Genomic DNA, 20,082 nt, shown 5'->3' on the forward strand with positions numbered 1-20,082 from the left:
CCGAGGCCGGTTTCACCGCCTTCGTCGAGGCAGAGCGGGAATGGCTGGGACGCCTGGCCGTCATGCTCGTGCGCGACCGGCACGCGGGCGAGGACCTCCTGCAGGAGACGCTGGTGCGGGTCTACCTGGCCTGGCACCGCATCGACCACGACACCGCCTTCGCCTATGCCCGGCGCACCATGACCAACCTCGCCACGGACCGCTGGCGGCGCTCGCGCCACGAGCCGGTCGGTGGGCACGAGGCCGACCGGGACGACGACCCGCGCTCGGCCCGCGGCTACCACGAGGTGGACGACCGGGACGACATCGTGCGCCAGCTCGCCTGGCTCACCGAGCGGGAGCGCACCATGGTGGTGCTGCGCTACTACGCGGACCTGTCGGAGGCCGAGGTGGCCCAGGAGATGGGGGTCAGCCGCGGCACGGTGAAGTCCACCTGCTCGCGGGCCCTGGCCCGCTTGCGCAGTCCACAGCAGGCACCAGCAGGGAGGACGGCATGAGCCCGATCGACGAGGACGAGCTGCGACGGCTGCTGCGATCCGTGGAACCCCTGGACACCACCGATGTCGCGGCGGTCGCCATGCAGCAGGCCGGCTCGCGGCGTCGCCGTCGGGGCCTGACCGCCCTGCTGGCACTGGTGCTGAGCCTGGCGCTGCTGGCCGGGGCGCTGGTGGCGGTCAGGGCGCTGCGGGAACCGCGCCCGGAGGACCGCGACCCCCTCGGCTCCCCCACGCCCCATCCGCTGCCCGCCGTCACCACGGCGCAGCTGCCGACGGAGAAGGACCTGGCGCCGATCAACACGTTCAACTTCCCGCTGCGCCCCCAGGTGGACCTGCCGGCGGGCACCTGGGCCGGCAGTCCGACGCTCTGCCAGCCCCACCCGGACCTGCGGGAGTCCTCGCTGCAGGTGCGCGAGTTCACCGATGCCCGGGTGACGGCAGCGGTACTCGGCTTCCAGGACGTCGCCCAGGCCACCGCCGCCAGACAGAAGATCCTGGGCTGGTACCGCAACTGCGCCCCGCACGAGGGCAAGGTCGACGAGTGGACCGGCGCCCGGCTGGCAGTCAAGCCCCGCGGGGTCGAGCCCGTGGTGGCGGTGGCGGCCAATCCCTACTGGGAACCGAGCGAGACGGCGCAGGGACGGCACGAGGAGGCCGTGGTCGTCCAGGCCGGGAACCGGATCGCCTGGGTCGCCCAGGCCCACGGAGAGGAGCAGAACTGCGGCCTGGAGGCCAGCACGGAGATCGGGGCCTGCGGGCCCTTCGCCTCGGCACAGGCCATCGCCGATCGCCTGGCCAGCTGAGCCGAGAAGCCCCTGGCATCCTTTCCCACAAGAAATCTCGTCGAGCGCTCAACCCTTTGGCCCGCTGCTTCGTGGGAGGTGGGTACAGGGTCCGGAAAGGCCGGACCCCACCCCCCAGGAGGTCACCATGACCAGCTCCATCGCACGGCACACCGCCACCGGCCTGGCAGGCCTGGCCCTGCTCGCCAGCAGCATCATGGCCACCCCACAGGCACCGGCGGCTGCCCGCCCCACCACGCTCCCCCAACCGACCACTGCGAACCTGGCCACCGCCGCCGACCTGGCGCCGGTCGCCCGGCAGGACCAGCCGGTCGGCCCCGCCACCACACGCCGGGCCACCGCGCTCCCCGAGGACTTCTCGCTGTGCGACGAACCGAAGGCCCTGGGACAGCGCACCCTGCTGGTGCGCGACTTCGCCCGCATCGACAGCTCCCAGGTGGTGCTGGGCTTCGGCACAGCCCGCCAGGCCTCCGCGGCCCGGGCGCGCATCCTCGAGGCCTACCGCAACTGCGTCATCGACGCCGACACCAACTCCACCATCGGCTCTGTGGACGGCACCCTGCCCCTGGAGCGATCGGCGGTGAAGCGCCTCCGGGCGGCCCCGGTCCGGGCCACCGCGGCCAGCGCGTCGATGCGGTACACCGAGCGTGAGTGGGGGGCCTTCGAGGACGCCGCCGTGGTCCAGACGGGCAACCGCCTCACCTGGCTGGTGGTCCACACCGAGGGGCAGGACAACAACTGCTCGCTGCTGGCCGATGACGAGACGATCGGCCAGTGTGGCGCCTTCGCCTCGGCCGATGCGCTGGCCCGGCGCCTGGCCCGTCGCTGACCGGGGCCACCGCACAGGCCGTCGCCTCGGATGATGAGGGGGGTGGGCTGGTCCGAGCTTCCTCGGATCAGCCCACCTGCCGCGCCATCGTCTCCGGCAGGAAGTAGGCCGCGAGCGCAGCCGTCGCGAAGCAGGCGGCGAAGACGCCAAAGGCCAGCGGGTTGCCGCCCCAGCCGATCAGCAGGGGCACGCTGAGCGGGGCGATGATCGACGCGATCCGGCCGAATCCTGCCGCCGCGCCGGTTCCGGTGCCGCGGATCGCGGTCGGGTAGACCTCCGGGCTGACGGCATAGAGGGCTCCCCAGGCACCCAGGTTGGCGAAGCTGAGCGCGCAGCCGGCCACCAGGATCGCGGTGACGCTGGAGGCCTGCCCGTAGGCCAGCGCAGCCAGGGCCGAGCCGACCAGGAAGACCGCCAAGGTGCGGCGGCGTCCCCAGACCTCGATCAGCCAGGCCGCCAGCGCATAACCGGGCAGCTGGGCCAAGGTCATCACCAGGGTGAAGCCGAAGGAGCGCACGATCCCGAAGCCCTGCTTGAGCAGCAGCGACGGGATCCAGATGAAGGCGCCGTAGTAGGCCAGGTTCACGCAGAACCAGATGGTCCACAGCGCCGCGGTGCGCCGGGCGAAGCGGGGGTGCCAGATGCCGCCCTCGACCGCCTCCTCCACGGGCGCGTCGAGCAGCGGATCGCGTCCGGGGCTGCCGGCCTCGAAGCTGCGCACGGCAGCCTCGGCCTCCTCGTGGCGACCCTTGGACTCCAGGAAGCGCACCGACTCGGGCAGCTTGTGGCGCACCCAGGCGGCATAGGCCGTCGGCACCAGCCCGACGGCCAGGGCCCAGCGCCAGCCGTCCTCGCCCGACGGCACCACCAGGTAGCCGATCAGGGCGGCCAGCATCCAGCCCAGCGCCCAGAAGGACTCCAGCGCCACCACCATGCGGCCGCGGATGCGAGCCGGTGCGAACTCGCTCACCAGGGTGGAGGCGACGGGCAGCTCGGCGCCCAGCCCGAGGCCGACGATGAAGCGCAGCACCATCAGTGCGGCCACCGAGCCGACCAAGGCCGAGGCGCTGGTGGCCACGCCGTAGACGAGCAGGGTCAGGGCGAAGACCTGACGCCGGCCGATCCGGTCGGCCAGCAGGCCGCCGAGCGAGGCGCCGATGGCCATGCCGACGAAGCCGATCGAGCCGATCCAGCTGGTGGTGGTGTCGGACAGCTCCCACTGCACCTTGAGGGCGGCCATCACGAAACTGATCAGCCCGACGTCCATCGCGTCCAACGCCCAGCCGATGCCCGAGCCCAGCAGCAGGCGACGGTGCTCCGAACCGAAGCGCAGCACCTCCAACCGCTGCGAGCGACTGGCGCCGTCGGGCCCTGGCAGTGTGCTGGTGGACATCTCGGCTCCCATCGGGGCGGTGGTCTGGACAGTGGAAATCTAGCGCCCGGGGCCATCGGGCCCCACTAGGCTGCTGACATGGCCACTGCCTCATGCCCTGCGCCGTCACCCAACCCTTCACAGCCCCTCTCCCCCTCCCCGCAGTCGATCGCCCCCGACTCGTCCGTGGTGATCCGCACCGCCAGATCCGAGGACCTGGCGGCGATCACCGCCATCTACAACGAGGCCGGGGTGGGCACCACCGCCAGCTATGACCTGGAGCCGGTCACCGTCGACAACCGCCGCGAGTGGCTGGAACGCCACCACGCCGACGGCCACCCGGTGCTGGTGGCCACCGTGGACGACCAGGTGCTGGGTTTTGCCGGCTACGGCGTCTTTCGCGAGAAGGCCGGCTATGCCCACACCGTGGAGCACAGCGTCTACGTCGGTGACGGGGCGCGCGCCCTGGGCGTGGGCCGGCTGCTGATGCTGGCCCTGGTGGACCTGGCCCGCGGCAACGGCGTGCACACCATGGTGGGGGTGTTGGATGCCGACAACGAGGCCTCGATCAATTTCCACCGGCGGCTCGGCTTCGAGGAGACCGGCCGGTTGCGCCAGGTGGGGCGCAAATTCGACCGCTGGCTGGACGCGGTGCTCGTGCAGCTGATGCTCGATGCACCCGACTCGGCCCCGCGCGCCCCGCTGGGTAGGCTTCGCGCATGACTGCCTACCACGCCGATTCCAGTGACCTCGTCGACAAGGAGGTCCTCACCTGGCAGGGCTTCGGGGACGCCAGCCGCGAACTCGCCCAGCAGGTGGTCGACTCCGGCTACGAGCCCGACATCATCATCTCCGTCGCCCGCGGCGGCATGCTGCCCGGCGGCGCCCTGACCTATGCCATGGGCACCAAGCTGACCGACGCGATCAACGTCGAGTTCTACACCGACGTGCACGAGACGCTGCCCGACCCGGTGCTGCTGGCACCGATGCTCGACACGGAGTCGATCCGCAAGCAGAAGCTGCTGGTGGTTGACGACGTCGCCGACTCCGGCCGCACCCTCAAGCTGGTGATCGAGCTGCTGGAGAAGTTCGAGGCCGAGGTGCGCAGCGTGGTGCTCTACGCCAAGCCCACCACCGTCGTCGAGCCCGACTACGTGTGGCGTCGCACCGACAAGTGGATCGTCTTCCCCTGGTCGGCCGAGTCGCCGGTGACGCACACCGCCTGATGCTGCACGGAACTGTCGGGGCCGGGTGACATGATGTGTCCATGTCCACACCCGTGACCACGCCATACCTCCCGGAGGCGACACCGCAGGGCAGCCGCCTGGTGGAGATGCAGGGCATCGACGTCGTGCCTGACTCGGAACGCACCGCGCGGCCCAGCGACCTGTTCTGGCCCTGGTTCGCCGCCAATGTGTCGGTCTTCGGCATGACCTACGGCTCCTACCTGTTGGGCTTCGGCATCTCCTTCTGGCAGGCGACCGGGGTCGCACTGCTGGGCATCGTGCTCAGCTTCGCGCTGTGCGGGATCATCGCCATCGCCGGCAAGCGCGGCTCGATGCCCACGATGGTGCTCAGCCGTTCGGCCTTCGGTGTGCAGGGGCAGAAGCTGCCGGGCATCATCAGCTGGCTCACCTCCATTGGGTGGGAGACCTCGCTGACGATCACCGCCACCCTAGCCACCGCGACCGTCTTCGACCGGCTGGGCTGGAGCCACGGCACCACCACCAAGGTCATCGCCTGCGTGGTGATCGCGGCGATCGTGGTGCTGTGCTCGGTGCTCGGCTACCACACGATCATGAAGGTGCAGTCGATCCTGACCTGGGTCACCGGTGCCTTCACGCTGCTGTTCATGGCCCTGACGGTCAGCCACATCGACTGGTCCGCGGTGAGCGCGCTGCCCACCGGCTCCTTCGCCAAGTGCGTGGGCGCCCTGGTGATGGTGATGACCGGCTTCGGGCTGGGCTGGATCAACATCGCCGCCGACTGGTCGCGCTACCAGCGCCGCGACGCGTCGGCGGCCGGCATCGTCTTCTGGAACACTTTCGGCGGCTCGGTGGCACCGGTGCTGCTGGTGGTCTTCGGCCTGCTGCTGGCCGGCTCCGACGAGAAGCTGAAGGCCGAGATCCCCAACGATCCGATCGGCGCCCTGGCCTCGATCCTGCCCACCTGGGTGCTGCTGCCCTTCCTGCTGGTGGCTGTGCTGACGCTGATCTCGGGTGCCGTGCTGGGCATCTACTCCTCCGGCCTGACGCTGTTGAGCCTGGGCATCGACATTCCGCGCCCGGCAGCGGCGGCCCTCGACGGGATCATCCTGACCGCCGGCACCATCTACGTCGTCTTCTTCGCCACCAGCTTCCTGGCCCCCTTCCAGAGCTTCCTGGTGACCCTCGGCGTCCCGCTGGCCGCCTGGGCCGGTGTGATGATCGCCGACATCCTGCTGCGCAAGCGCCCCTATGACGAGGCCGCCCTGTTCGACTCGCGCGGCCGCTACGGTTCGGTCAACTGGAAGTCGATCGCCATCATGGTGGTCGCCTCGGTGCTCGGCTGGGGCCTGGTGATCAACCAGTTCAGCAGCGAGAGCTGGAACAACTGGCAGGGCTACCTGCTGGAGCCGCTCGGCCTGGGCACCCGCGTCTTCAAGGATGGCGTCTTCAGCTACTGGGACGGAACCTGGCCGTGGGCGAACCTGGGCGTCATCTGCTCGCTGCTGATCGGACTGCTTGGCCACGCACTGCTCAACGGCGGCACCATCAAGCGGCAGGAGGAGCGCGCATGAGCACCGTCACCGTGCCGGGGGAGGCCTGGCTGGTCGTGATCGACCACCAGCGCATCTTCGCCGACCCCGCCAGCCAGTGGTGCGCGCCGCGTTTCGAACAGACCGTGCCCGTGGTGGCGCGCCTTGCTGCCCGCCTCGGCGAACGCACCGTCGCCACCCGCTGGCTGCCGGGCGATGACCGTCGCGGCTCCTGGAAGGCCTACTTCGACACCTGGTCCTTCGCCGACCGGCCCGACGACGACGCGCTCTTCGAACTGGTGCCCAGCGCCACCGCCCTGACCCAGCGCCCGACCGTCGACGTCAGCACCTTCGGCAAGTGGGGCCCGGAACTGGCTGCGGTCACCGGCGAGCATCCCCATCTGGTGCTGGCCGGCGTCTCCACCGACTGCTGCGTCATCTCCACGGCGCTGGCGGCGGCCGATGCCGGCTGCACCGTGACAGTCGTGGCCGACGCCTGCGCGGGCTCCAGCGACGAGAACCACGCCGCAGCCCTGCAGGTGATGGGCCTCTACGCCCCGCAGATCCAGGTGGTCACCTCGGACCAACTGCGCTGAGCACACGGTCGACGGCCGCATCGGGCAGCACCGCCCGGGCGGTCAGCGCGGCCCGTGCCCCGGCACCCACCGCGTAGCGGGTGCGCGGCTTCGGCGCGACGCAGGCCGCCAGCACCGTCTGGGCCACCACTGACGGGTTGCTGCCCACGCCGCGCTTGTCGGCCACGGCCAGCACCTTCGACAGCCGCTTGGCGGCCTTCTCGTAGGCGCCGCCCCGGCTCAGCCGCAGCAGGTCCTTGCGCGCGGTGCGCATCCAGTCGGTGTTCACCAGCCCGGGCTGCACGATGCTGACCTCGATCCCGAAGGGCTTGACCTCCAGGCGCAGCGAGTCGCTGAAGCCCTCCAGCGCGTGCTTGCTGGCGTGGTACCAGGCGCCGAAGGGCTCGTAGGTGTGGCCGGCCACCGAGGAGATGTTGACGAGGCGCCCCGACTTCTGGGCGCGCATCGTCGGCAGCACGAGCTGCACCAGGCGCACCGCGCCGAACAGGTTCACCTCGAAGAGCTCGCGTCCGGCCTGCATCGGGGTGTCCTCAACCGAACCGAAGCTGCCGATGCCGGCATTGTTCACCAACACGTCGATGCGTCCGCTGCCGGCCAGCACCGTCTCGACGAAGGCCGTGCGGGAGTCCTCGTCGGTGACGTCGAGGGGCAGGGTGCGGATGCCATGGGAGTTCAGCTCGGACATCCGCGCGACCCGGCGGGCACCGGCCCACACCTCGAAGCCGGCCTGGGCCAGGGCGATGGCGCTGGCCCGCCCGATCCCGGAGGAGGCTCCGGTGACGATGGCCACCTTGCCCTCGCCCGGCTCCCAGCCCTCTGGCAGGTCCAGTTCGACGGACTGGGTGGTGCGTCGGGGACGAAGGGTTGGCAGGGCGAGTTCACGTGCGGACATGGCCGCCAGCCTAGTCGTGGGACAAGGCGCTGGTTCCCGACGACGATTCCCGAGGAGAAGTGTGTCCACACCCGTCCTGCCCCGCACCAGCGACCTCGTGGGCTACCAGAAGGTGGACGGGGCCCACCGCGTCGTGCTGCGGGCCGGGGTGAGCGTGGCGGTGCCGCTGGCGGTGGTGATCCTGCTCGGACACGTCGAGTGGTCGCCCTATGCCTGCTTCGGCGCCTTCGCCTCCCTCTATGGCCGTGCGAGCGAGCACACCACGCGGATGCAGATGCAGCTCTCCGCGGCGGTGACGATGACCGCCGCGGTGCTCACCGGGGTCCTGGTGGGATCACTGGACCACTCCCCCTGGGTGCAGGTTCTGGTGGCGGCCGTGATCGCCACCACCGGCGAGGCCTTCGCCCGCGCCCACAGCTACCACCCGGGCGGCCCGCTGTTCTTCATCTTCGCCTTCGGCGCCATCTCCTCGGCACCCCACCGGTTGGCCGACCTGCGCACCGCGGTGCTGGTGACCGGGGGCGCGGCACTGTTCTCTGTCCTGGTGGGTGCCTTGGGGATCCTGCGGGACCCGCGTGGCGTGCGGGGGGGCACTGCGTGCCGCCCAGCCCTTGCGGCTCGTCTTCGCCCGCAGCTGGAAGCCGGCCTGGCTGGCCCTGGCGGTGCTCCTGTCCGGTTCCATCGCGGTGCTGCTGCAGATCGGGCACCCCTATTGGGCGATGGTCTCCGCGGTGGCGCCGATGAGCGCGCCGCACGTCACCCAGCAGGTCGCCAAGGGCATCCAGCGTGTGGTGGGCACCACCACCGGGCTGATGCCCTCCTGGCTCCTGCTCGGGGTGCACCTCGAGCCCGTCCTGGCGGTGCTGGTCATCGGCCTGTTGCAGTTCGGCGCCGAGGTCCTGGTGGGTAGCAACTACGCCGCGGCCATGCTGTGCATCACACCGCTGGCGCTGCTCAACGGGCAGCTCGCCCATCCGCGCCCGATCACCCAGCTGCTCTTCGACCGGGGTGTGGAGACCGCCATCGGCGGGGCGGTGGGCATCGCCCTGGTACTGGTCGGTCATGCGCTGCGCGAGCGTCGCAAGGCGAAGGTCGACGACGCCCTGGCCGAGCTGCGCCGCGAGGTGGCCGCGCGCGAGGTCTGACCCCGCCGCCGGGCGGGCGGCACGGGCTGACTAGATTGACGGCATCACTGACCGCCTGCTTCCTGAGAAGAGCCATGTCCAGCACGCTCCAGTCACCTCCCGACCACGTCGAAGCCCCGACCAGCGACCATCGCGTCGCCCCTGTGCCGCGCGATCCGCAACCGCACCCGCGCACCCGGATGATGCTGATGTTGGCCGCCGTCTTCGGCATCGCGACGATCATCACCGGCAGCATCAACTCCGCCACCGGCTCGGGCTTCGCCTGCCCCACCTGGCCGGGCTGCTACCCGGGCCAGTTCGGGCCCGAGCGTGAGGTGCACGACATCATCGAGTTCGGTCACCGCCTCATCGCGGGCAGCACTGGCTTCGTGCTGCTCGCCGCGGCGCTGGTGGCGCTGCGGCTGCCGCGCGTGCAGTGGATGGCCCGCTGGCTGCCGTGGGTCTCGGTGGCGGGTGCCGTCGTGGCCGCCGTCGTCGGCCGTCTCGTGGTGTTGAACCTCGGCGTCGCCAAACCGCTGGCGCTGTTCGACCTGTTCGGCGCACTCGCCGTGCTGGTGGCCGCGACGCTGGCCAGCCTGTCGATCAACCGCGGCGCGCCGCTCTGGCAGTGGACTCCCCTGTCACGGCTGGCCACGGCCTGCACAGCCGGGCTCTACGCGCTCTACCTGGGCGGCATCGTGGTGGCCGGCAAGGGCTCCTTCACCGCCGTGGTCGGGTGGCCGATGTGGCGCCTGGTCGGCGCCGACGGCCCGGTGTGGCTGCAGGTCGCCCGCATGGTGCTGGCCGTTGCCGTCGCCGTCGGGCTCGCCCTGCTGGTCAAGCGCGGATGGCGCGTCGCCTCCCTGCGTCCCGTGCTCGCCACCATCGTGGTGCTCTTCGTGGTGGAGCTCATCGTGGGCCAGTTGATGGCCACCCTGGGGGTCGACATGTGGTGGGCCGCCGCCCACTGTTCCGCGGCCGGACTGATGCTGGTGTGCACCACGCTCGTGATGGGTCGCACCGGCCTCGACGGCCTCTGAGCCTGTCCACAGGCTGCTGTGCACAACTGCCGGCAGCTTGTGGGAAACGCCGTGCGGGGTGTGGACCGGCAGGTGGACGGGCGAAATCACCCGCCACCGCGGGGCCCTCACCTTGCACGCGAGGGGCCCCAGCACCTACAAAGGAAGGACGTCTGCGGGGGTGAATCCACTCCCGGCCCACGATGATGGGCACCGGCAGGGTGACGTACATGTCGGTCGGACAGTGGAGCGGGATGCTCGGGCCGGATTCGTCACCACTCCCTGGCCCGCACGCGAGGGGCCCTGCGTCATCGACGCAGGGCCCCTCACCCGTTGACCAGACCTGCCTCACTCGACCTTGCGGGCGGCACCCTTGTCGGCCGACTGCGCGAAGCGGGCGAAGATCTTGAGCGCCTGCGAGACCTGACGGTCACGATCGACCGGCTGCCAGCCCCGCTCGTCCTGCTCGGCGCGGCGGCGGGCAAGTTCGTCGTCGGAGACCTCGACGTGGACGCTGCGGCCCGGGATGTCGAAGGTGATGATGTCCCCATCACGCACCAGCCCGATCGCACCGCCGCTGGCGGCCTCGGGCGAGACGTGCCCGACGCTCAGCCCCGACGAGCCGCCGGAGAAGCGGCCGTCGGTGATCAGGGCGCACTTCGGACCCAGGCCCACACCCTTGAGGTAGCTGGTCGGGTACAGCATCTCCTGCATGCCAGGCCCGCCCTTGGGGCCCTCATAGCGCACCACCACCACATCACCCTCGACGATCCTGCCGCCAAGGATCATGTCGACCGCCTGGTCCTGGCTCTCGGCGACCTTCGCGGGGCCGCTGAACTGCCACTGGTGCTCGGGAACGCCGGCAGTCTTGACGATGCAGCCGTCAGGGGCGAGGTTGCCCTTGAGCACGGCCAGGCCGCCCTCGGCGGTGTAGGCGTGCTCCACGCTGCGGATGCAGCCCTGCTCGGCGTCGACGTCCAGCGACTCCCACCGGTTGGAGGTGCTGAAGGCCTCGGTGGTGCGCACCCCGCCCGGGGCGGCATGGAAGCGCTCGACGGCCTCCTCGCTGGCCTGCTCGGAGCGGATGTCCCAGGCACCCAGCCACTGCTCGGGGCTGGCGGAGTGCACGGCCCGGACGTCCTCGTTGAACAGTCCGCCACGGCGCATCTCGCCGAGGATGGCGGGGATGCCGCCGGCGCGGTGCACGTCCTCCATGTAGTAGTTGGTCGTGTTGGGCGCCACCTTGCACAGGCACGGAGTCGTGCGGCTCAGGGCGTCGATGTCGTCCTGGTCGAAATCGACGCCGGCCTCCTGCGCGGCGGCCAGCAGGTGCAGGATCGTGTTCGTCGAGCCGCCCATGGCGATGTCGAGACGCATGGCGTTCTCGAAGGCGCGCTTGGTGGCGATCGAGCGGGGCAGCACCGAGTCGTCGTCGCCCTCGTAGTACTGCCTGCACAGGTCGACGACCAGGCGGCCAGCCTCCAGGAAGAGATCCTTGCGGGCGGCATGGGTGGCCAGCGTGGAGCCGTTGCCGGGAAGCGACAGTCCCAGCGCCTCGGTGAGGCAGTTCATCGAGTTGGCGGTGAACATGCCCGAGCAGGAGCCGCAGGTGGGGCAGGCGTTCTGCTCGATGGCGTCAATCTGGGCGTCGGATACGTTGTTGTCCACCGCCTTGATCATCGCGTCGATCAGGTCGAGGCGTTCGGTGCCGGCCTCGTCGGGAGCGCCGGGGACCACCCGCTCACCCAGGATCCGGCCGGCCTCCATTGGCCCGCCGGAGACGAAGACGGTGGGGATGTTCAGCCGCAGCGCCGCCAGCAGCATGCCGGGGGTGATCTTGTCGCAGTTGGAGATGCACACCAGCGCGTCGGCCTGGTGGGCGTTGACCATGTACTCGACGCTGTCGGCGATCACTTCGCGGCTGGGCAGCGAGTAGAGCATGCCCGAGTGGCCCATGGCGATGCCGTCGTCGACGGCGATGGTGTTGAACTCGCGGCCCACTCCCCCGGCCTCGGCGACGGCCCCGGCGACCAGCTGGCCCATGTCCTTGAGGTGGACGTGGCCGGGCACGAACTGGGTGAAGGAGTTCGCGATGGCGACGATCGGCTTGCCGAAGTCGTCATTGGTCATGCCGGTGGCGCGCCACAGGGCGCGGGCACCGGCCATGTTGCGGCCGTGGGTGGTGGTGCGGGAACGAAGAGCAGGCATGGATCTACAGTAGGTGAGCAGCGCAAGGTCGAGTGGATACGCTCGCACCATGATCATCACCGTCACGGGCAGGAACCAGCAGGAGATCGCACCGGAACAGGGCGTGGTGCAGCTGCACGTCGCCTTCGAGGACGACGCCGCCACCGCCAGCCAGGCCACCCACCAGCTCGCCGACCAGCTGCGCACCCAGCTGGTGGAGCTCCGCGACCGCGAGCCCTCACCGCTGGCCGACTTCCGGCTGGAGGCGCCGGTCTCGCGCACGTCGCGCCCCTACACCCACGACGGCAGCATCGCGCCGCTGCGCCACTCGGCCGAAGTGTGGGCCAGCGCCACCTTCGTCGACGCGTCCGAGCTGTCGACGGCCTGCGCCCGGTGGAGTTCCACCCCCGGACTGGACGTGACCGACGTGCGCAGGGAACTGTCGGAGGAGACCGGCGCAGCGGTGCGCGAGCAGGTGCTGGCCGCAGCTGTGCAGGATGCCGTCGACCGGGCGCGCGTGATGGCGCGGACTGCCGGTGCGCAGCAGGTGGAGGTCACCGACGTCGCCGACCCGGGGCTGCTGGTCCCCTTCGGTGGCGATCACCAGCAGACGATGGCGATGGCCGGAGCGATGAGTCGCGGGGCGGGCGATGGACTGGAGCTCAGCCCGCGCGATGTCGTCGTGGCCACCGAGGTGCACGTGCGCCTGGAGACCCGCTGACCGTCCTGGTCACAGGTGGCTGCCGAGCCACTGCTTGACGACAGGCACGTGGGAGTCCTCGACGTCCTTGGCGTCGGTGGGCAGCAGCACCATCCCGGGTCGCTACCCGAGAGAGGACGACAAAGCCGAACGCGAAGTGGGGTCGCGCCATGGGGTTGGTCACAGCGAGGCGGGCAACCCACTCAGGCGCCGGCGCCCCGCTGCCACGAGTCCAGGCTGCGCCGCACCACGCAGGCGGGGTCGTCGGCCTCCATCACGGCGCGCACCATGCACACCCCGGCGATCCCAGTGGTGGCAAGTGCTTCCACGTCGTCGGGGGTGACATCGCCGATCGCGACGATCGGGATGGCGCTGGCCCCCACGAGCGGCGGATAGCCGGCCACGCCCAGCGGTGGGCGGCCGGAGTCCTTGGTGGGGGTGGGACGGAAGGGTCCGGCCCCCAGGTAGTCGACGATCCCGACATACCTCTGGGCCTCCTGCACGAGGGCGAGGGTGCCGGTGGTCCAGCCGACAATCGCCTCGGGGCCGAGCAGGGCCCGGGCGTGCTCGGGTGGCAGGTCGTCGGCGCCGAGGTGGACGCCGTGCACGGGAGCGCCGGCATTGCGGGCGGCCCAGGCCATGTCGGGACGGTCGTCGACGACGACGCGGGTGGCAGGGTTGGCCGCCGCCACCGCCTCGGAGACCTCCACGAGCAACCCGTACAGCTCGCGGTCGGTGACCTCCTTGCACCGCACCTGGATGATCCCGGCCCCGGCGCGGGCGGCTGCCGCAGCGGTCTCGACGGTGTGTCGTCCGGAGCCAGAGGTGACGAGGTAGAAGCGCAGGTCGAGGGTCATCGGATCTCCTGTGCGGTCTGGATTCGGGCGCCCGCGAGGATCTCCTCGGGGGTGAGGGCGTAGAGCTCGTCGAGCAGGGCGGCGCGGAAGCTGCCCGGTCCGCGCACCCGGCCGGCTGCCTGCTGGCCAGCCAGTCCCATCCACACGGTGGCGGCGACGGCGGCCTCCAGCGGCTCGTCGGAGACGGCGAGGCAGGCCGCGCTCAGCGCCCCGAGGGCGCAGCCGGTTCCGGTGACGCGGGTGAGCATCAGGTGCCCGTTGGCCACCTGCACCACGTGGGTGCCGTCGGTGACCAGGTCGACCTCGCCCGAGACCGCCACGACGCAGCCGTGGCGACGGGCCAGGTCGAGGGCGGCGGGCAGGGCCGCGTCGACGCGGTCGCTGGCATCGGCGCCGCGCCCGCCGGCCCCCACCCCGGCCAGCACCAGCACCTCGGAGGCATTGGCCCGCACCAGCGTGGGGCCGACCGCCAGCAGTTCGCGGGCCAGCTCGATGCGCACGGGCGAGGGGCCGATCGCGGCCGGGTCCAGCACCCACGGAATTCCCCGTTCGACGGCGACCCGCACCGTGGCAGGAATCCCGGCCATGCCGTCGGTGCTCAGGGTGCCGAGGTTGGCCAGCAGGGCATCGGCCCGGCGCACCACGAAGGGTGCCTCCTGCTGGGTCTCGGTCATCATCGGGCGCGCCCCTGCAGCCAGCGTCGCGTCGGCCACCAGGTTCATGCTGACCGCGGCGGTGAGGCAGTGCACCAGCGGCGCCCGCCGGCGCATACGCTCCACGACGGCGGCGCAGTCGAGGCCGCTCACACCTCCACCTGCTCGATCTCGGACGGTGCCAGGCGCGGGCCCAGCGCAGCACCGGCCGCCACCAGCAGCGAACCGGCCACGATCACCAGCACGACCGCGGTGTTCCTCCCCGCCGCACCGGACAGCGCCGGAAGCCAATAGGGATAGAGGGCGGGCAGCGCGATGGAGGCCGAATAGGCGGTGCCGTAGCCGGTGGAACGCACATGGGCGGGGAAGCCCTCGCTCAGGTAGGCACCGACCGGGCCGTAGGCGGTGACGGTGAGCACCTGCGCCAGCACTGCCCCGACGGCCAGGCCCACCACGCCGGGCCGCGCACCCATCATCCACAGCCACGCGGCCGAGCCGCCGATGGCCGCCACCACCGTCGCCACGACGAAGTAGCGGCGCCTCCCCATCAGCGTCGACAGGTGCCCGGTCAGCGCCATCACCACGGCCTGCCCGATCGAGGCGATGCCCATCACCACCGAGGCAGTGCCGGCGGACAGCCCGGCGTCGGTGACCAGCCGCTGGCCGAGCAGCAGCACCACCATCTGGGTCATCAGCCACAGCCCGCTCATCAGGCAGAACATCCGCCAGAAGGCTCCCGCCCAACGCCCCATCACCACCTCGCGCAGGCTGCCGCGGGTGCGGAACTCGTCCACTCCCGGCTGCACCGCGCGCACCGCGTCGGCCACGCGTCGCCGGTAGAAGACAAACATGGCGCAGGAGGCCAGCCCGCCGGCGACGAAGGCCAGCCGCCAGCCCCAGGCCGCATAGTCCTCGGGCCCCAGCACCGCGAGCATGGCGGCGGTGAGGAAGGCGATGGTGGCCTGGGCGCAGGGCGCCATCGCCATGATCAGCCCGCTGAACAGGCCCCGGTGACGGGCGCTGGACCACTCCATCGCCAGCGGCACGGCCGCCGAGTACTCCCCCGCGATGAACATGCCGCCGACGAAGCGCAGCAGCACCAGCAGCGCGAAGGTGCCGCCGCCGAGCACCTGGTGCGTGGGCAGGCAGGCGATCAACAGCGAGCAGGCGGCGGTGCCGGCGATGGCCAGGGCCGTGGTGTGGGTGCGGCCCGCCCGGTCGGCGATGCGCCCGAAGACCATCGCACCGACCGGGCGGCCCAGCAGCATCGCCATCACCACGATCGCGGTGCCGGAGGCGGCCGCGGTGGGCCCGGCCAGCGTCTTCATCGCCGGCGCCAGCGCGAGGGCGGGCAGGAAGATGTTGACCTGGTCGACGTAGTTGCCCACCACCCCACCGGTGACCGCCGAGCGGCGGTGGGTCATGAGGTCCTTTCGGCGGCGTCGAGGTAGACGCTGGCGCCCAGCTCGAGGAATTCCTGCGCCTTCTGCGCCATCCCCTCGTCTGCTGTGGCGACCCCGGAGCCGTAGGCGTCGCGGATGTCCTGGCTGATGCGCATGCTGCAGAACTTCGGCCCGCACATGCTGCAGAAGTGCGCCGTCTTGGCCGGTTCGGCGGGCAGCGTCTCGTCGTGGAAGGCGATCGCGGTCTCCGGGTCGAGCGAGAGCGCGAACTGGTCGTGCCAGCGGAACTCGAAGCGGGCCTTGCTCAGGGCGTCGTCGCGCTGCTGCGCCCCGGGATGGTGCTTGGCGACGTCGGCGGCGTGGGCGGCGATCTTGTAGGTGATCACGCCGGTCTTCACGTCGTCACGGTTGGGCAGGCCCAGGTGCTCCTTGGGCGTGACGTAGCAGAGCATCGCGGTGCCGCCCATGGCGATGGTGGCGGCGCCGATGGCCGAAGTGATGTGGTCGTAGCCGGGGGCAATGTCGGTGACCAGCGGCCCGAGGGTGTAGAAGGGCGCGCCGTGGCACCACTCCTGCTCCAGGCGCACGTTCTCCTCCACCAGGTCGAGCGGGATGTGGCCCGGACCCTCCACCATCACCTGCACGTCGTACCTCCAGGCGCGCTCGGTGAGCTCGGCCAGGGTGCGCAGTTCGGCCAGCTGCGCCTCGTCATTGGCGTCGGCGATGGATCCGGGCCGCAGGCCGTCGCCCAGGGAGAAGGCGACGTCGTAGCGGGCGAAGATCTCACACAGCTCGTCGAAGTTCTCGTACAGGAAGGACTCCTGGTGGTGCGCCAGGCACCAGCCGGCCATGATCGAGCCGCCGCGGCTGACGATGCCGGTGAGCCGGTTGGCGCTCAGCGGCACGTGGCGCAGCCGCACGCCGGCGTGGATGGTCATGTAGTCGACGCCCTGCTCGGCCTGCTCGATGATGGTGTCGCGGAAGATCTCCCAAGTGAGCTCGTGGGCCTGCCCGTCGACCTTCTCCAGCGCCTGGTAGATCGGCACGGTGCCGATCGGGACGGGCGCATTGCGGATGATCCACTCCCGGGTGGTGTGGATGTCGTCACCGGTGGACAGGTCCATCACGGTGTCGGCGCCCCAGCGGGTGGCCCAGCGCAGCTTGTCGACCTCCTCCTCGATGGAGCTGGTGACCGCCGAGTTGCCGATGTTGGCATTCACCTTGGTCAGGAAGGCCTTGCCGATGATCATCGGCTCGCTCTCGGGATGGTTGACGTTGGCGGGGATGATGGCGCGGCCGGCGGCCACCTCGTCGACCACCAGCTGCACGTCGACCCCCTCGCGCAGCGCGACGTAGCGCATCTCAGGGGTGACGATCCCCTGCCGGGCATAGTGCATCTGGGTGACGGTGCGGCCCTCGGTGCTGCGCAGCGGGGCGCGCTTCTCGCCCTTCCATGCCTTCGACGCCTCGCCGCGGCGCTGGGCGCTGCGGCCGTCGTCGGCCAGGTTGTGGGGGTGACCCTGGTAGGTCTCGACGTCGCCGCGTTCGCAGATCCAGTCGAGCCGTTGCGGCGGGAGCCCGACGGTGACGTCGCAGTCGGGGCCGCAGGTGCGGTAGACCAACACGTCCTCGTTGGGGCTGCCGTCGGGGCTGTCGGCCAGGCTGATCGCCGTGACGGGAACGCTCACGTCACCGTCGACGAGCATGTGGGCACGGTGCTGGGGATGGATCTCTGCCATGGTGATCTCTCTTCCTTCGCCGGCATGACCCGGTCAGGTTCGGACGGTCCGAGCGGCTCCAGCTCGATCTCAGCCCTCTGCCGAGGGCTCCCGTGGGATGCCCCAAACCCTAGACCCCACCCTTGGCGAAGCTCAACCGGGGTGGCAGGGTGTGCGCCATGACGATCCCGAACGTGCTCACCGTGGCGGGCTCCGACCCCAGCGGCGGCGCCGGCATCCAGGCCGACATGAAGACCTTCACCGCGGCAGGCTGCTTCGCCACCAGCGTCGTGACCGCCCTGACCGCGCAGAACACCCGCGGCGTCACCGGCGTGCTGCCCATCCCGGCCGACTTCGTCGACGAACAACTCACCACCCTGCTCGACGACGTGCGCATCGACGCGGTCAAGATCGGCATGCTCGGCTCGGCCGAGGTGGCGCGAGTGGTCGCACGCCACCTGCGCGAAGGGCTCGCGGGTGTCCCCGTCGTGCTCGACCCGGTGATGGTGTCCACCAGTGGCGACAGCCTGGCCGCCGAGGGGGTGCAGGAGGCGATCACCGAGCTGCTTCCCCTGGCCACGCTGGTGACGCCGAATCTGCCGGAGGCGGCGCAGCTGACCGGCACCGCCCAGGCTGGCGGCCTCGGCGCGATGGAGGCGCAGGGCCGCGCGCTGGTCGGGATGGGGGCGCGGGCGGCCCTGGTCAAGGGTGGCCACCTACCTGGGGAGGGACCGCTGACCGACCTGCTGGTCACCGCCGAGAACGTCCAGAAATTCACCGGCCGCCGGGTGGTGACCCGCAACACCCATGGCACCGGATGCACCCTGAGCTCGGCCCTGGCCTGCGGCCTGGCGCAGGCCGGCGACGACCCGGAGGCGCTCGCTAAGGCTGTCTGGCAGGCCCGTGAGTGGCTCACCCGGGCACTGGAGGATGCCGGCCAGCTGCAGGTCGGCAGTGGCGAGGGCCATGGCCCGCTCAACCACCTGGCTCCGTGGACGCCGCGAACCTGACAGGGCTTCAGGAGCCCCCGTCCGAGAAGACCCCAAGAGGCACCGAAGAAGCTCCTGAGACGGGCAAAGAATGGCTGAACAACAAGGAAACAGAGGCTTTTTCGGCCCTTCGCAGGGATATTCCTTGGAGCATGTCGGCACTCCTCGGTCTCGCCCTGCTCATCGCCATCAGCCTCGGCATCTTCACCCTCATCCCGATCCTGCTCGCACCGCTGGTGCTCGGCGGGGCGGCCCTGCTGCGTCGGGGGCCTGCTACCTGAGGATGATGCCCCGGGCCCTGTGGTGCTCCTGTGGTACCAGCGGAGTCCAGCCAACGAGCCGATGTTCCGCCGGTGGTCGGCGCGGGAGGCTTGGGGCATGGCAGAGATCCTCGGCATGGCAGCAGTCCTCGGCATCGCGGCCGTGGTGATCGCGATCCTGGCCCGGGTGGTGCTCGCCATCACCCGAGGCCCCGCCCCTGGCGGTCACGACGCGGAACCGGCCGATGTCCACGAGCTCCCCGCGGCCCACCCCAGCGACCGGATGGTCCGTCGCCACTACAACCTCGCCGCCTGACGAAGCACCTCGGCAGCAAGCAGCCTGCCCTCCCCAACAGGTTCGGGCTGCGATTGCGCACCCGAACACCCGTTGTGGTCATATTTCGGTATCTCCATCGATACCGAAATATGACCAAGATCCCTGCACTGGGCGCCGAGCGCCTCCCGTTGGGCCTGTCCCATTCAGGCCACGAAGCCCCGTCTGGAGGCCTACGAGTCGGCCTCGGTCATGCCGCTGCGCCAGTAGCCCGAGATGGAGCCCAACCTCTCCCGGGCCCGCCGACGGTGATCTCCTCGCCCGGCTGGGCAGTGGCGGCCAAGGCTCCCGCGAGTCCCTCCTCGCCATGGACGACGAAGTCCACCACCATGCGTCCGACCTCCGGGTCGTGGTGCACGGTGCCGGTGAGGGTCTGCTCGCCGAAGCGGATCTTGATGTAGGAGTCGATGTGGACCAACGGTCCCATGGCGCGCAGGTCCGCGCCCTCGGAGGTGAGGCGCACCATCTGCGGCGTGAGCTGCGGGCTTTCGACCACCTTGCGCGGTGGAAGGGGGAACGACGCTTCACCTCAGATTCCATGAGCCTAGGCCAACCCAACTCCCAGCCCAGGCGTGGGCTCCGCCCGTCACATGTCCTCCGGTGGACTCTCGGCACGGGAACTGTCCTCGCACCCGAGGTCACGGAAGTCCTTGGGCAGGGAGACCTGACCGGCCCGCATGGCACTGCGGCTCATCATGTGTGAGGCGACGGGCGTGGTGAGCAGCTGGAAGACCGCCACCAGCACGAGCATCCCCACGTCGAGACCGGAACGCATCCCCAAGCCGGTGCCCAGCAGCACCAACACCAGGCCCAGCACCTGCGGCTTGGTCGCCGTATGCATCCGGCTGAGCAGGTCGGGGAATCGGGCCAGCCCCACCGCCGCGCACAGGCACAGCAGGGAACCGGCCAGCAGCAAGAGCGCGCTGAACAGGTCGAGCAGCTGCCCGGTCATCGCCCATCCCTCCGTCGTGCCCCGCCCGGTGGGGCGGGGCAGCCTGGTGGACGTGCAGCTGCACCTGCACGATGACCTGCGACGCACCATCATCGCCGAGTTCACCTCGCTGGTGCCTGGCACGGTCGTCATCGACGTGCACCCCGAGACCAGCATCCTG

General features: G+C 70.6%; 23 protein-coding genes and 1 riboswitch. Of the genes, 14 read left to right on the forward strand and 9 right to left on the reverse strand.

Translation table 11 applies throughout. The features are described 5' to 3' along the window. From ACHFFZ_RS11575 to ACHFFZ_RS11585, 3 genes are all read left to right on the forward strand, one after another. Positions 1–497 (forward strand): SigE family RNA polymerase sigma factor (locus ACHFFZ_RS11575; protein ID WP_394276766.1); only part of this gene is annotated, 497 nt, incomplete at its 5' end. Beyond that, on the forward strand, positions 494–1,300 hold the full coding sequence (locus ACHFFZ_RS11580) for a hypothetical protein (RefSeq protein ID WP_394276767.1): 807 nt from the start codon (positions 494–496) through the stop codon (positions 1,298–1,300). The genes ACHFFZ_RS11575 and ACHFFZ_RS11580, both read left to right, overlap by 4 nt. Before the next feature lie 127 nt (positions 1,301–1,427). After that, positions 1,428–2,129: a hypothetical protein gene (locus ACHFFZ_RS11585; RefSeq protein WP_394276768.1), complete on the forward strand. Its 702-nt coding sequence runs from the start codon at positions 1,428–1,430 to the stop codon at positions 2,127–2,129. 67 nt (positions 2,130–2,196) lie between these two features. On the opposite strand, the gene ACHFFZ_RS11590 is transcribed toward ACHFFZ_RS11585, so the two are convergent. Further along, a complete protein-coding gene (locus ACHFFZ_RS11590; protein ID WP_394276769.1) occupies positions 2,197–3,522 on the reverse strand; it encodes an MFS transporter in 1,326 nt (441 codons plus the stop codon). Between the two features lie 78 nt (positions 3,523–3,600). Here ACHFFZ_RS11590 and ACHFFZ_RS11595 point away from each other — a divergent pair, with 78 nt between their 5' ends. From ACHFFZ_RS11595 to ACHFFZ_RS11610, 4 genes are read left to right on the forward strand one after another with little or no spacing between them, the layout of a single operon-like run. Next, the gene (locus ACHFFZ_RS11595) at positions 3,601–4,224 is read left to right on the forward strand and encodes a GNAT family N-acetyltransferase (protein WP_394276770.1); all 624 of its coding nucleotides are present in this window, start codon (positions 3,601–3,603) and stop codon (positions 4,222–4,224) included. Next, entirely contained in the window at positions 4,221–4,727 is a 507-nt protein-coding gene (locus ACHFFZ_RS11600; protein ID WP_394276771.1) for a phosphoribosyltransferase, read from the forward strand. Before ACHFFZ_RS11595 ends, ACHFFZ_RS11600 begins: the two co-directional genes overlap by 4 nt. Before the next feature lie 41 nt (positions 4,728–4,768). Further along, complete coding sequence (locus tag ACHFFZ_RS11605; protein ID WP_394276772.1) at positions 4,769–6,280, forward strand: purine-cytosine permease family protein; 1,512 nt, start codon at positions 4,769–4,771, stop codon at positions 6,278–6,280. After that, entirely contained in the window at positions 6,277–6,834 is a 558-nt protein-coding gene (locus ACHFFZ_RS11610) for a cysteine hydrolase family protein (RefSeq protein ID WP_394276773.1), read from the forward strand. The genes ACHFFZ_RS11605 and ACHFFZ_RS11610 overlap by 4 nt, the downstream gene beginning before the upstream one ends. Here the strand turns inward: ACHFFZ_RS11610 and ACHFFZ_RS11615 are convergent. After that, positions 6,812–7,726: an oxidoreductase gene (locus ACHFFZ_RS11615; protein WP_394276774.1), complete on the reverse strand. Its 915-nt coding sequence runs from the start codon at positions 7,724–7,726 to the stop codon at positions 6,812–6,814. The two genes, ACHFFZ_RS11610 and ACHFFZ_RS11615, sit on opposite strands and share 23 nt — an antisense overlap. Positions 7,727–8,301: 575 nt before the next feature. Between ACHFFZ_RS11615 and ACHFFZ_RS11620 the strand changes: the two genes are divergently transcribed. Further along, positions 8,302–8,871: an FUSC family protein gene (locus ACHFFZ_RS11620; protein WP_394276775.1), complete on the forward strand. Its 570-nt coding sequence runs from the start codon at positions 8,302–8,304 to the stop codon at positions 8,869–8,871. A gap of 74 nt (positions 8,872–8,945) precedes the next feature. Next, positions 8,946–9,890: a hypothetical protein gene (locus ACHFFZ_RS11625; protein WP_394276776.1), complete on the forward strand. Its 945-nt coding sequence runs from the start codon at positions 8,946–8,948 to the stop codon at positions 9,888–9,890. Between the two features lie 327 nt (positions 9,891–10,217). Here ACHFFZ_RS11625 and ilvD read toward each other — a convergent pair whose 3' ends face one another. Beyond that, entirely contained in the window at positions 10,218–12,077 is a 1,860-nt protein-coding gene (ilvD, locus tag ACHFFZ_RS11630) for a dihydroxy-acid dehydratase (protein ID WP_394276777.1), read from the reverse strand. Between the two features lie 49 nt (positions 12,078–12,126). Between ilvD and ACHFFZ_RS11635 the strand changes: the two genes are divergently transcribed. After that, positions 12,127–12,777: an SIMPL domain-containing protein gene (locus tag ACHFFZ_RS11635; RefSeq protein ID WP_394276778.1), complete on the forward strand. Its 651-nt coding sequence runs from the start codon at positions 12,127–12,129 to the stop codon at positions 12,775–12,777. A 182-nt stretch (positions 12,778–12,959) separates the two neighbouring features. Here the strand turns inward: ACHFFZ_RS11635 and ACHFFZ_RS11640 are convergent, their stop codons facing one another. The 4 genes from ACHFFZ_RS11640 to thiC all read right to left on the reverse strand — a co-directional run bounded on the left by ACHFFZ_RS11640 (position 12,960) and on the right by thiC (position 17,408). Then, complete coding sequence (locus ACHFFZ_RS11640; protein ID WP_394276779.1) at positions 12,960–13,613, reverse strand: thiamine phosphate synthase; 654 nt, start codon at positions 13,611–13,613, stop codon at positions 12,960–12,962. Next, the gene (gene thiM, locus ACHFFZ_RS11645) at positions 13,610–14,419 is read right to left on the reverse strand and encodes a hydroxyethylthiazole kinase (protein ID WP_394276780.1); all 810 of its coding nucleotides are present in this window, start codon (positions 14,417–14,419) and stop codon (positions 13,610–13,612) included. Before thiM ends, ACHFFZ_RS11640 begins: the two co-directional genes overlap by 4 nt. Then, positions 14,416–15,690 carry an MFS transporter gene (locus tag ACHFFZ_RS11650; RefSeq protein WP_394276781.1) on the reverse strand — a complete coding sequence of 425 codons (1,275 nt, stop codon included), beginning with the start codon at positions 15,688–15,690 and terminating at the stop codon, positions 14,416–14,418. The genes thiM and ACHFFZ_RS11650 overlap by 4 nt, the downstream gene beginning before the upstream one ends. Beyond that, entirely contained in the window at positions 15,687–17,408 is a 1,722-nt protein-coding gene (gene thiC, locus ACHFFZ_RS11655) for a phosphomethylpyrimidine synthase ThiC (protein WP_394276782.1), read from the reverse strand. The genes ACHFFZ_RS11650 and thiC overlap by 4 nt, the downstream gene beginning before the upstream one ends. Then, a riboswitch (TPP riboswitch) is annotated at positions 17,403–17,512 on the reverse strand. (Overlaps the previous gene by 6 nt.) A gap of 54 nt (positions 17,513–17,566) precedes the next feature. On the opposite strand from thiC, the gene thiD reads away from it, so the two are divergent. The 3 genes from thiD (at position 17,567) to ACHFFZ_RS11670 (ending at position 18,952) form a co-directional block, all read left to right on the forward strand. Beyond that, entirely contained in the window at positions 17,567–18,397 is an 831-nt protein-coding gene (thiD, locus tag ACHFFZ_RS11660; protein ID WP_394276783.1) for a bifunctional hydroxymethylpyrimidine kinase/phosphomethylpyrimidine kinase, read from the forward strand. A gap of 131 nt (positions 18,398–18,528) precedes the next feature. Continuing rightward, positions 18,529–18,657 carry a hypothetical protein gene (locus ACHFFZ_RS11665; RefSeq protein WP_394276784.1) on the forward strand — a complete coding sequence of 43 codons (129 nt, stop codon included), beginning with the start codon at positions 18,529–18,531 and terminating at the stop codon, positions 18,655–18,657. A gap of 97 nt (positions 18,658–18,754) precedes the next feature. Further along, positions 18,755–18,952 (forward strand): hypothetical protein, encoded by a 198-nt coding sequence (locus ACHFFZ_RS11670; RefSeq protein ID WP_394276785.1) that lies wholly within the window; start codon positions 18,755–18,757, stop codon positions 18,950–18,952. A gap of 208 nt (positions 18,953–19,160) precedes the next feature. Here ACHFFZ_RS11670 and ACHFFZ_RS11675 read toward each other — a convergent pair whose 3' ends face one another. After that, positions 19,161–19,466: a siderophore-interacting protein gene (locus ACHFFZ_RS11675; protein ID WP_394276786.1), complete on the reverse strand. Its 306-nt coding sequence runs from the start codon at positions 19,464–19,466 to the stop codon at positions 19,161–19,163. Between the two features lie 90 nt (positions 19,467–19,556). Next, positions 19,557–19,922 carry a monovalent cation/H(+) antiporter subunit G gene (mnhG, locus tag ACHFFZ_RS11680; RefSeq protein ID WP_394276787.1) on the reverse strand — a complete coding sequence of 122 codons (366 nt, stop codon included), beginning with the start codon at positions 19,920–19,922 and terminating at the stop codon, positions 19,557–19,559. A gap of 28 nt (positions 19,923–19,950) precedes the next feature. On the opposite strand from mnhG, the gene ACHFFZ_RS11685 reads away from it, so the two are divergent. Continuing rightward, positions 19,951–20,082 (forward strand): Na+/H+ antiporter subunit E (locus ACHFFZ_RS11685; protein ID WP_394276788.1); only part of this gene is annotated, 132 nt, incomplete at its 3' end.

The organism is Luteococcus sp., from assembly GCF_043424415.1.
Classification (GTDB): Bacteria; Actinomycetota; Actinomycetes; order Propionibacteriales; family Propionibacteriaceae; genus Luteococcus.

Bases quoted from the DNA above. Each gene is read 5' to 3' on its own strand.
- ACHFFZ_RS11580 (WP_394276767.1), top strand. From the start codon at position 494: ATGAGCCCGATCGACGAGGACGAGCTGCGACGGCTGCTGCGATCCGTG.
- ACHFFZ_RS11585 (WP_394276768.1), top strand. From the start codon at position 1,428: ATGACCAGCTCCATCGCACGGCACACCGCCACCGGCCTGGCAGGCCTG.
- ACHFFZ_RS11590 (WP_394276769.1), bottom strand. From the start codon at position 3,522: ATGTCCACCAGCACACTGCCAGGGCCCGACGGCGCCAGTCGCTCGCAG.
- ACHFFZ_RS11595 (WP_394276770.1), top strand. From the start codon at position 3,601: ATGGCCACTGCCTCATGCCCTGCGCCGTCACCCAACCCTTCACAGCCC.
- ACHFFZ_RS11600 (WP_394276771.1), top strand. From the start codon at position 4,221: ATGACTGCCTACCACGCCGATTCCAGTGACCTCGTCGACAAGGAGGTC.
- ACHFFZ_RS11605 (WP_394276772.1), top strand. From the start codon at position 4,769: ATGTCCACACCCGTGACCACGCCATACCTCCCGGAGGCGACACCGCAG.
- ACHFFZ_RS11610 (WP_394276773.1), top strand. From the start codon at position 6,277: ATGAGCACCGTCACCGTGCCGGGGGAGGCCTGGCTGGTCGTGATCGAC.
- ACHFFZ_RS11615 (WP_394276774.1), bottom strand. From the start codon at position 7,726: ATGTCCGCACGTGAACTCGCCCTGCCAACCCTTCGTCCCCGACGCACC.
- ACHFFZ_RS11625 (WP_394276776.1), top strand. From the start codon at position 8,946: ATGTCCAGCACGCTCCAGTCACCTCCCGACCACGTCGAAGCCCCGACC.
- ilvD (WP_394276777.1), bottom strand. From the start codon at position 12,077: ATGCCTGCTCTTCGTTCCCGCACCACCACCCACGGCCGCAACATGGCC.
- ACHFFZ_RS11635 (WP_394276778.1), top strand. From the start codon at position 12,127: ATGATCATCACCGTCACGGGCAGGAACCAGCAGGAGATCGCACCGGAA.
- ACHFFZ_RS11640 (WP_394276779.1), bottom strand. From the start codon at position 13,613: ATGACCCTCGACCTGCGCTTCTACCTCGTCACCTCTGGCTCCGGACGA.
- ACHFFZ_RS11650 (WP_394276781.1), bottom strand. From the start codon at position 15,690: ATGACCCACCGCCGCTCGGCGGTCACCGGTGGGGTGGTGGGCAACTAC.
- thiC (WP_394276782.1), bottom strand. From the start codon at position 17,408: ATGGCAGAGATCCATCCCCAGCACCGTGCCCACATGCTCGTCGACGGT.
- thiD (WP_394276783.1), top strand. From the start codon at position 17,567: ATGACGATCCCGAACGTGCTCACCGTGGCGGGCTCCGACCCCAGCGGC.
- ACHFFZ_RS11665 (WP_394276784.1), top strand. From the start codon at position 18,529: ATGTCGGCACTCCTCGGTCTCGCCCTGCTCATCGCCATCAGCCTCGGC.
- ACHFFZ_RS11670 (WP_394276785.1), top strand. From the start codon at position 18,755: ATGGCAGAGATCCTCGGCATGGCAGCAGTCCTCGGCATCGCGGCCGTG.
- mnhG (WP_394276787.1), bottom strand. From the start codon at position 19,922: ATGACCGGGCAGCTGCTCGACCTGTTCAGCGCGCTCTTGCTGCTGGCC.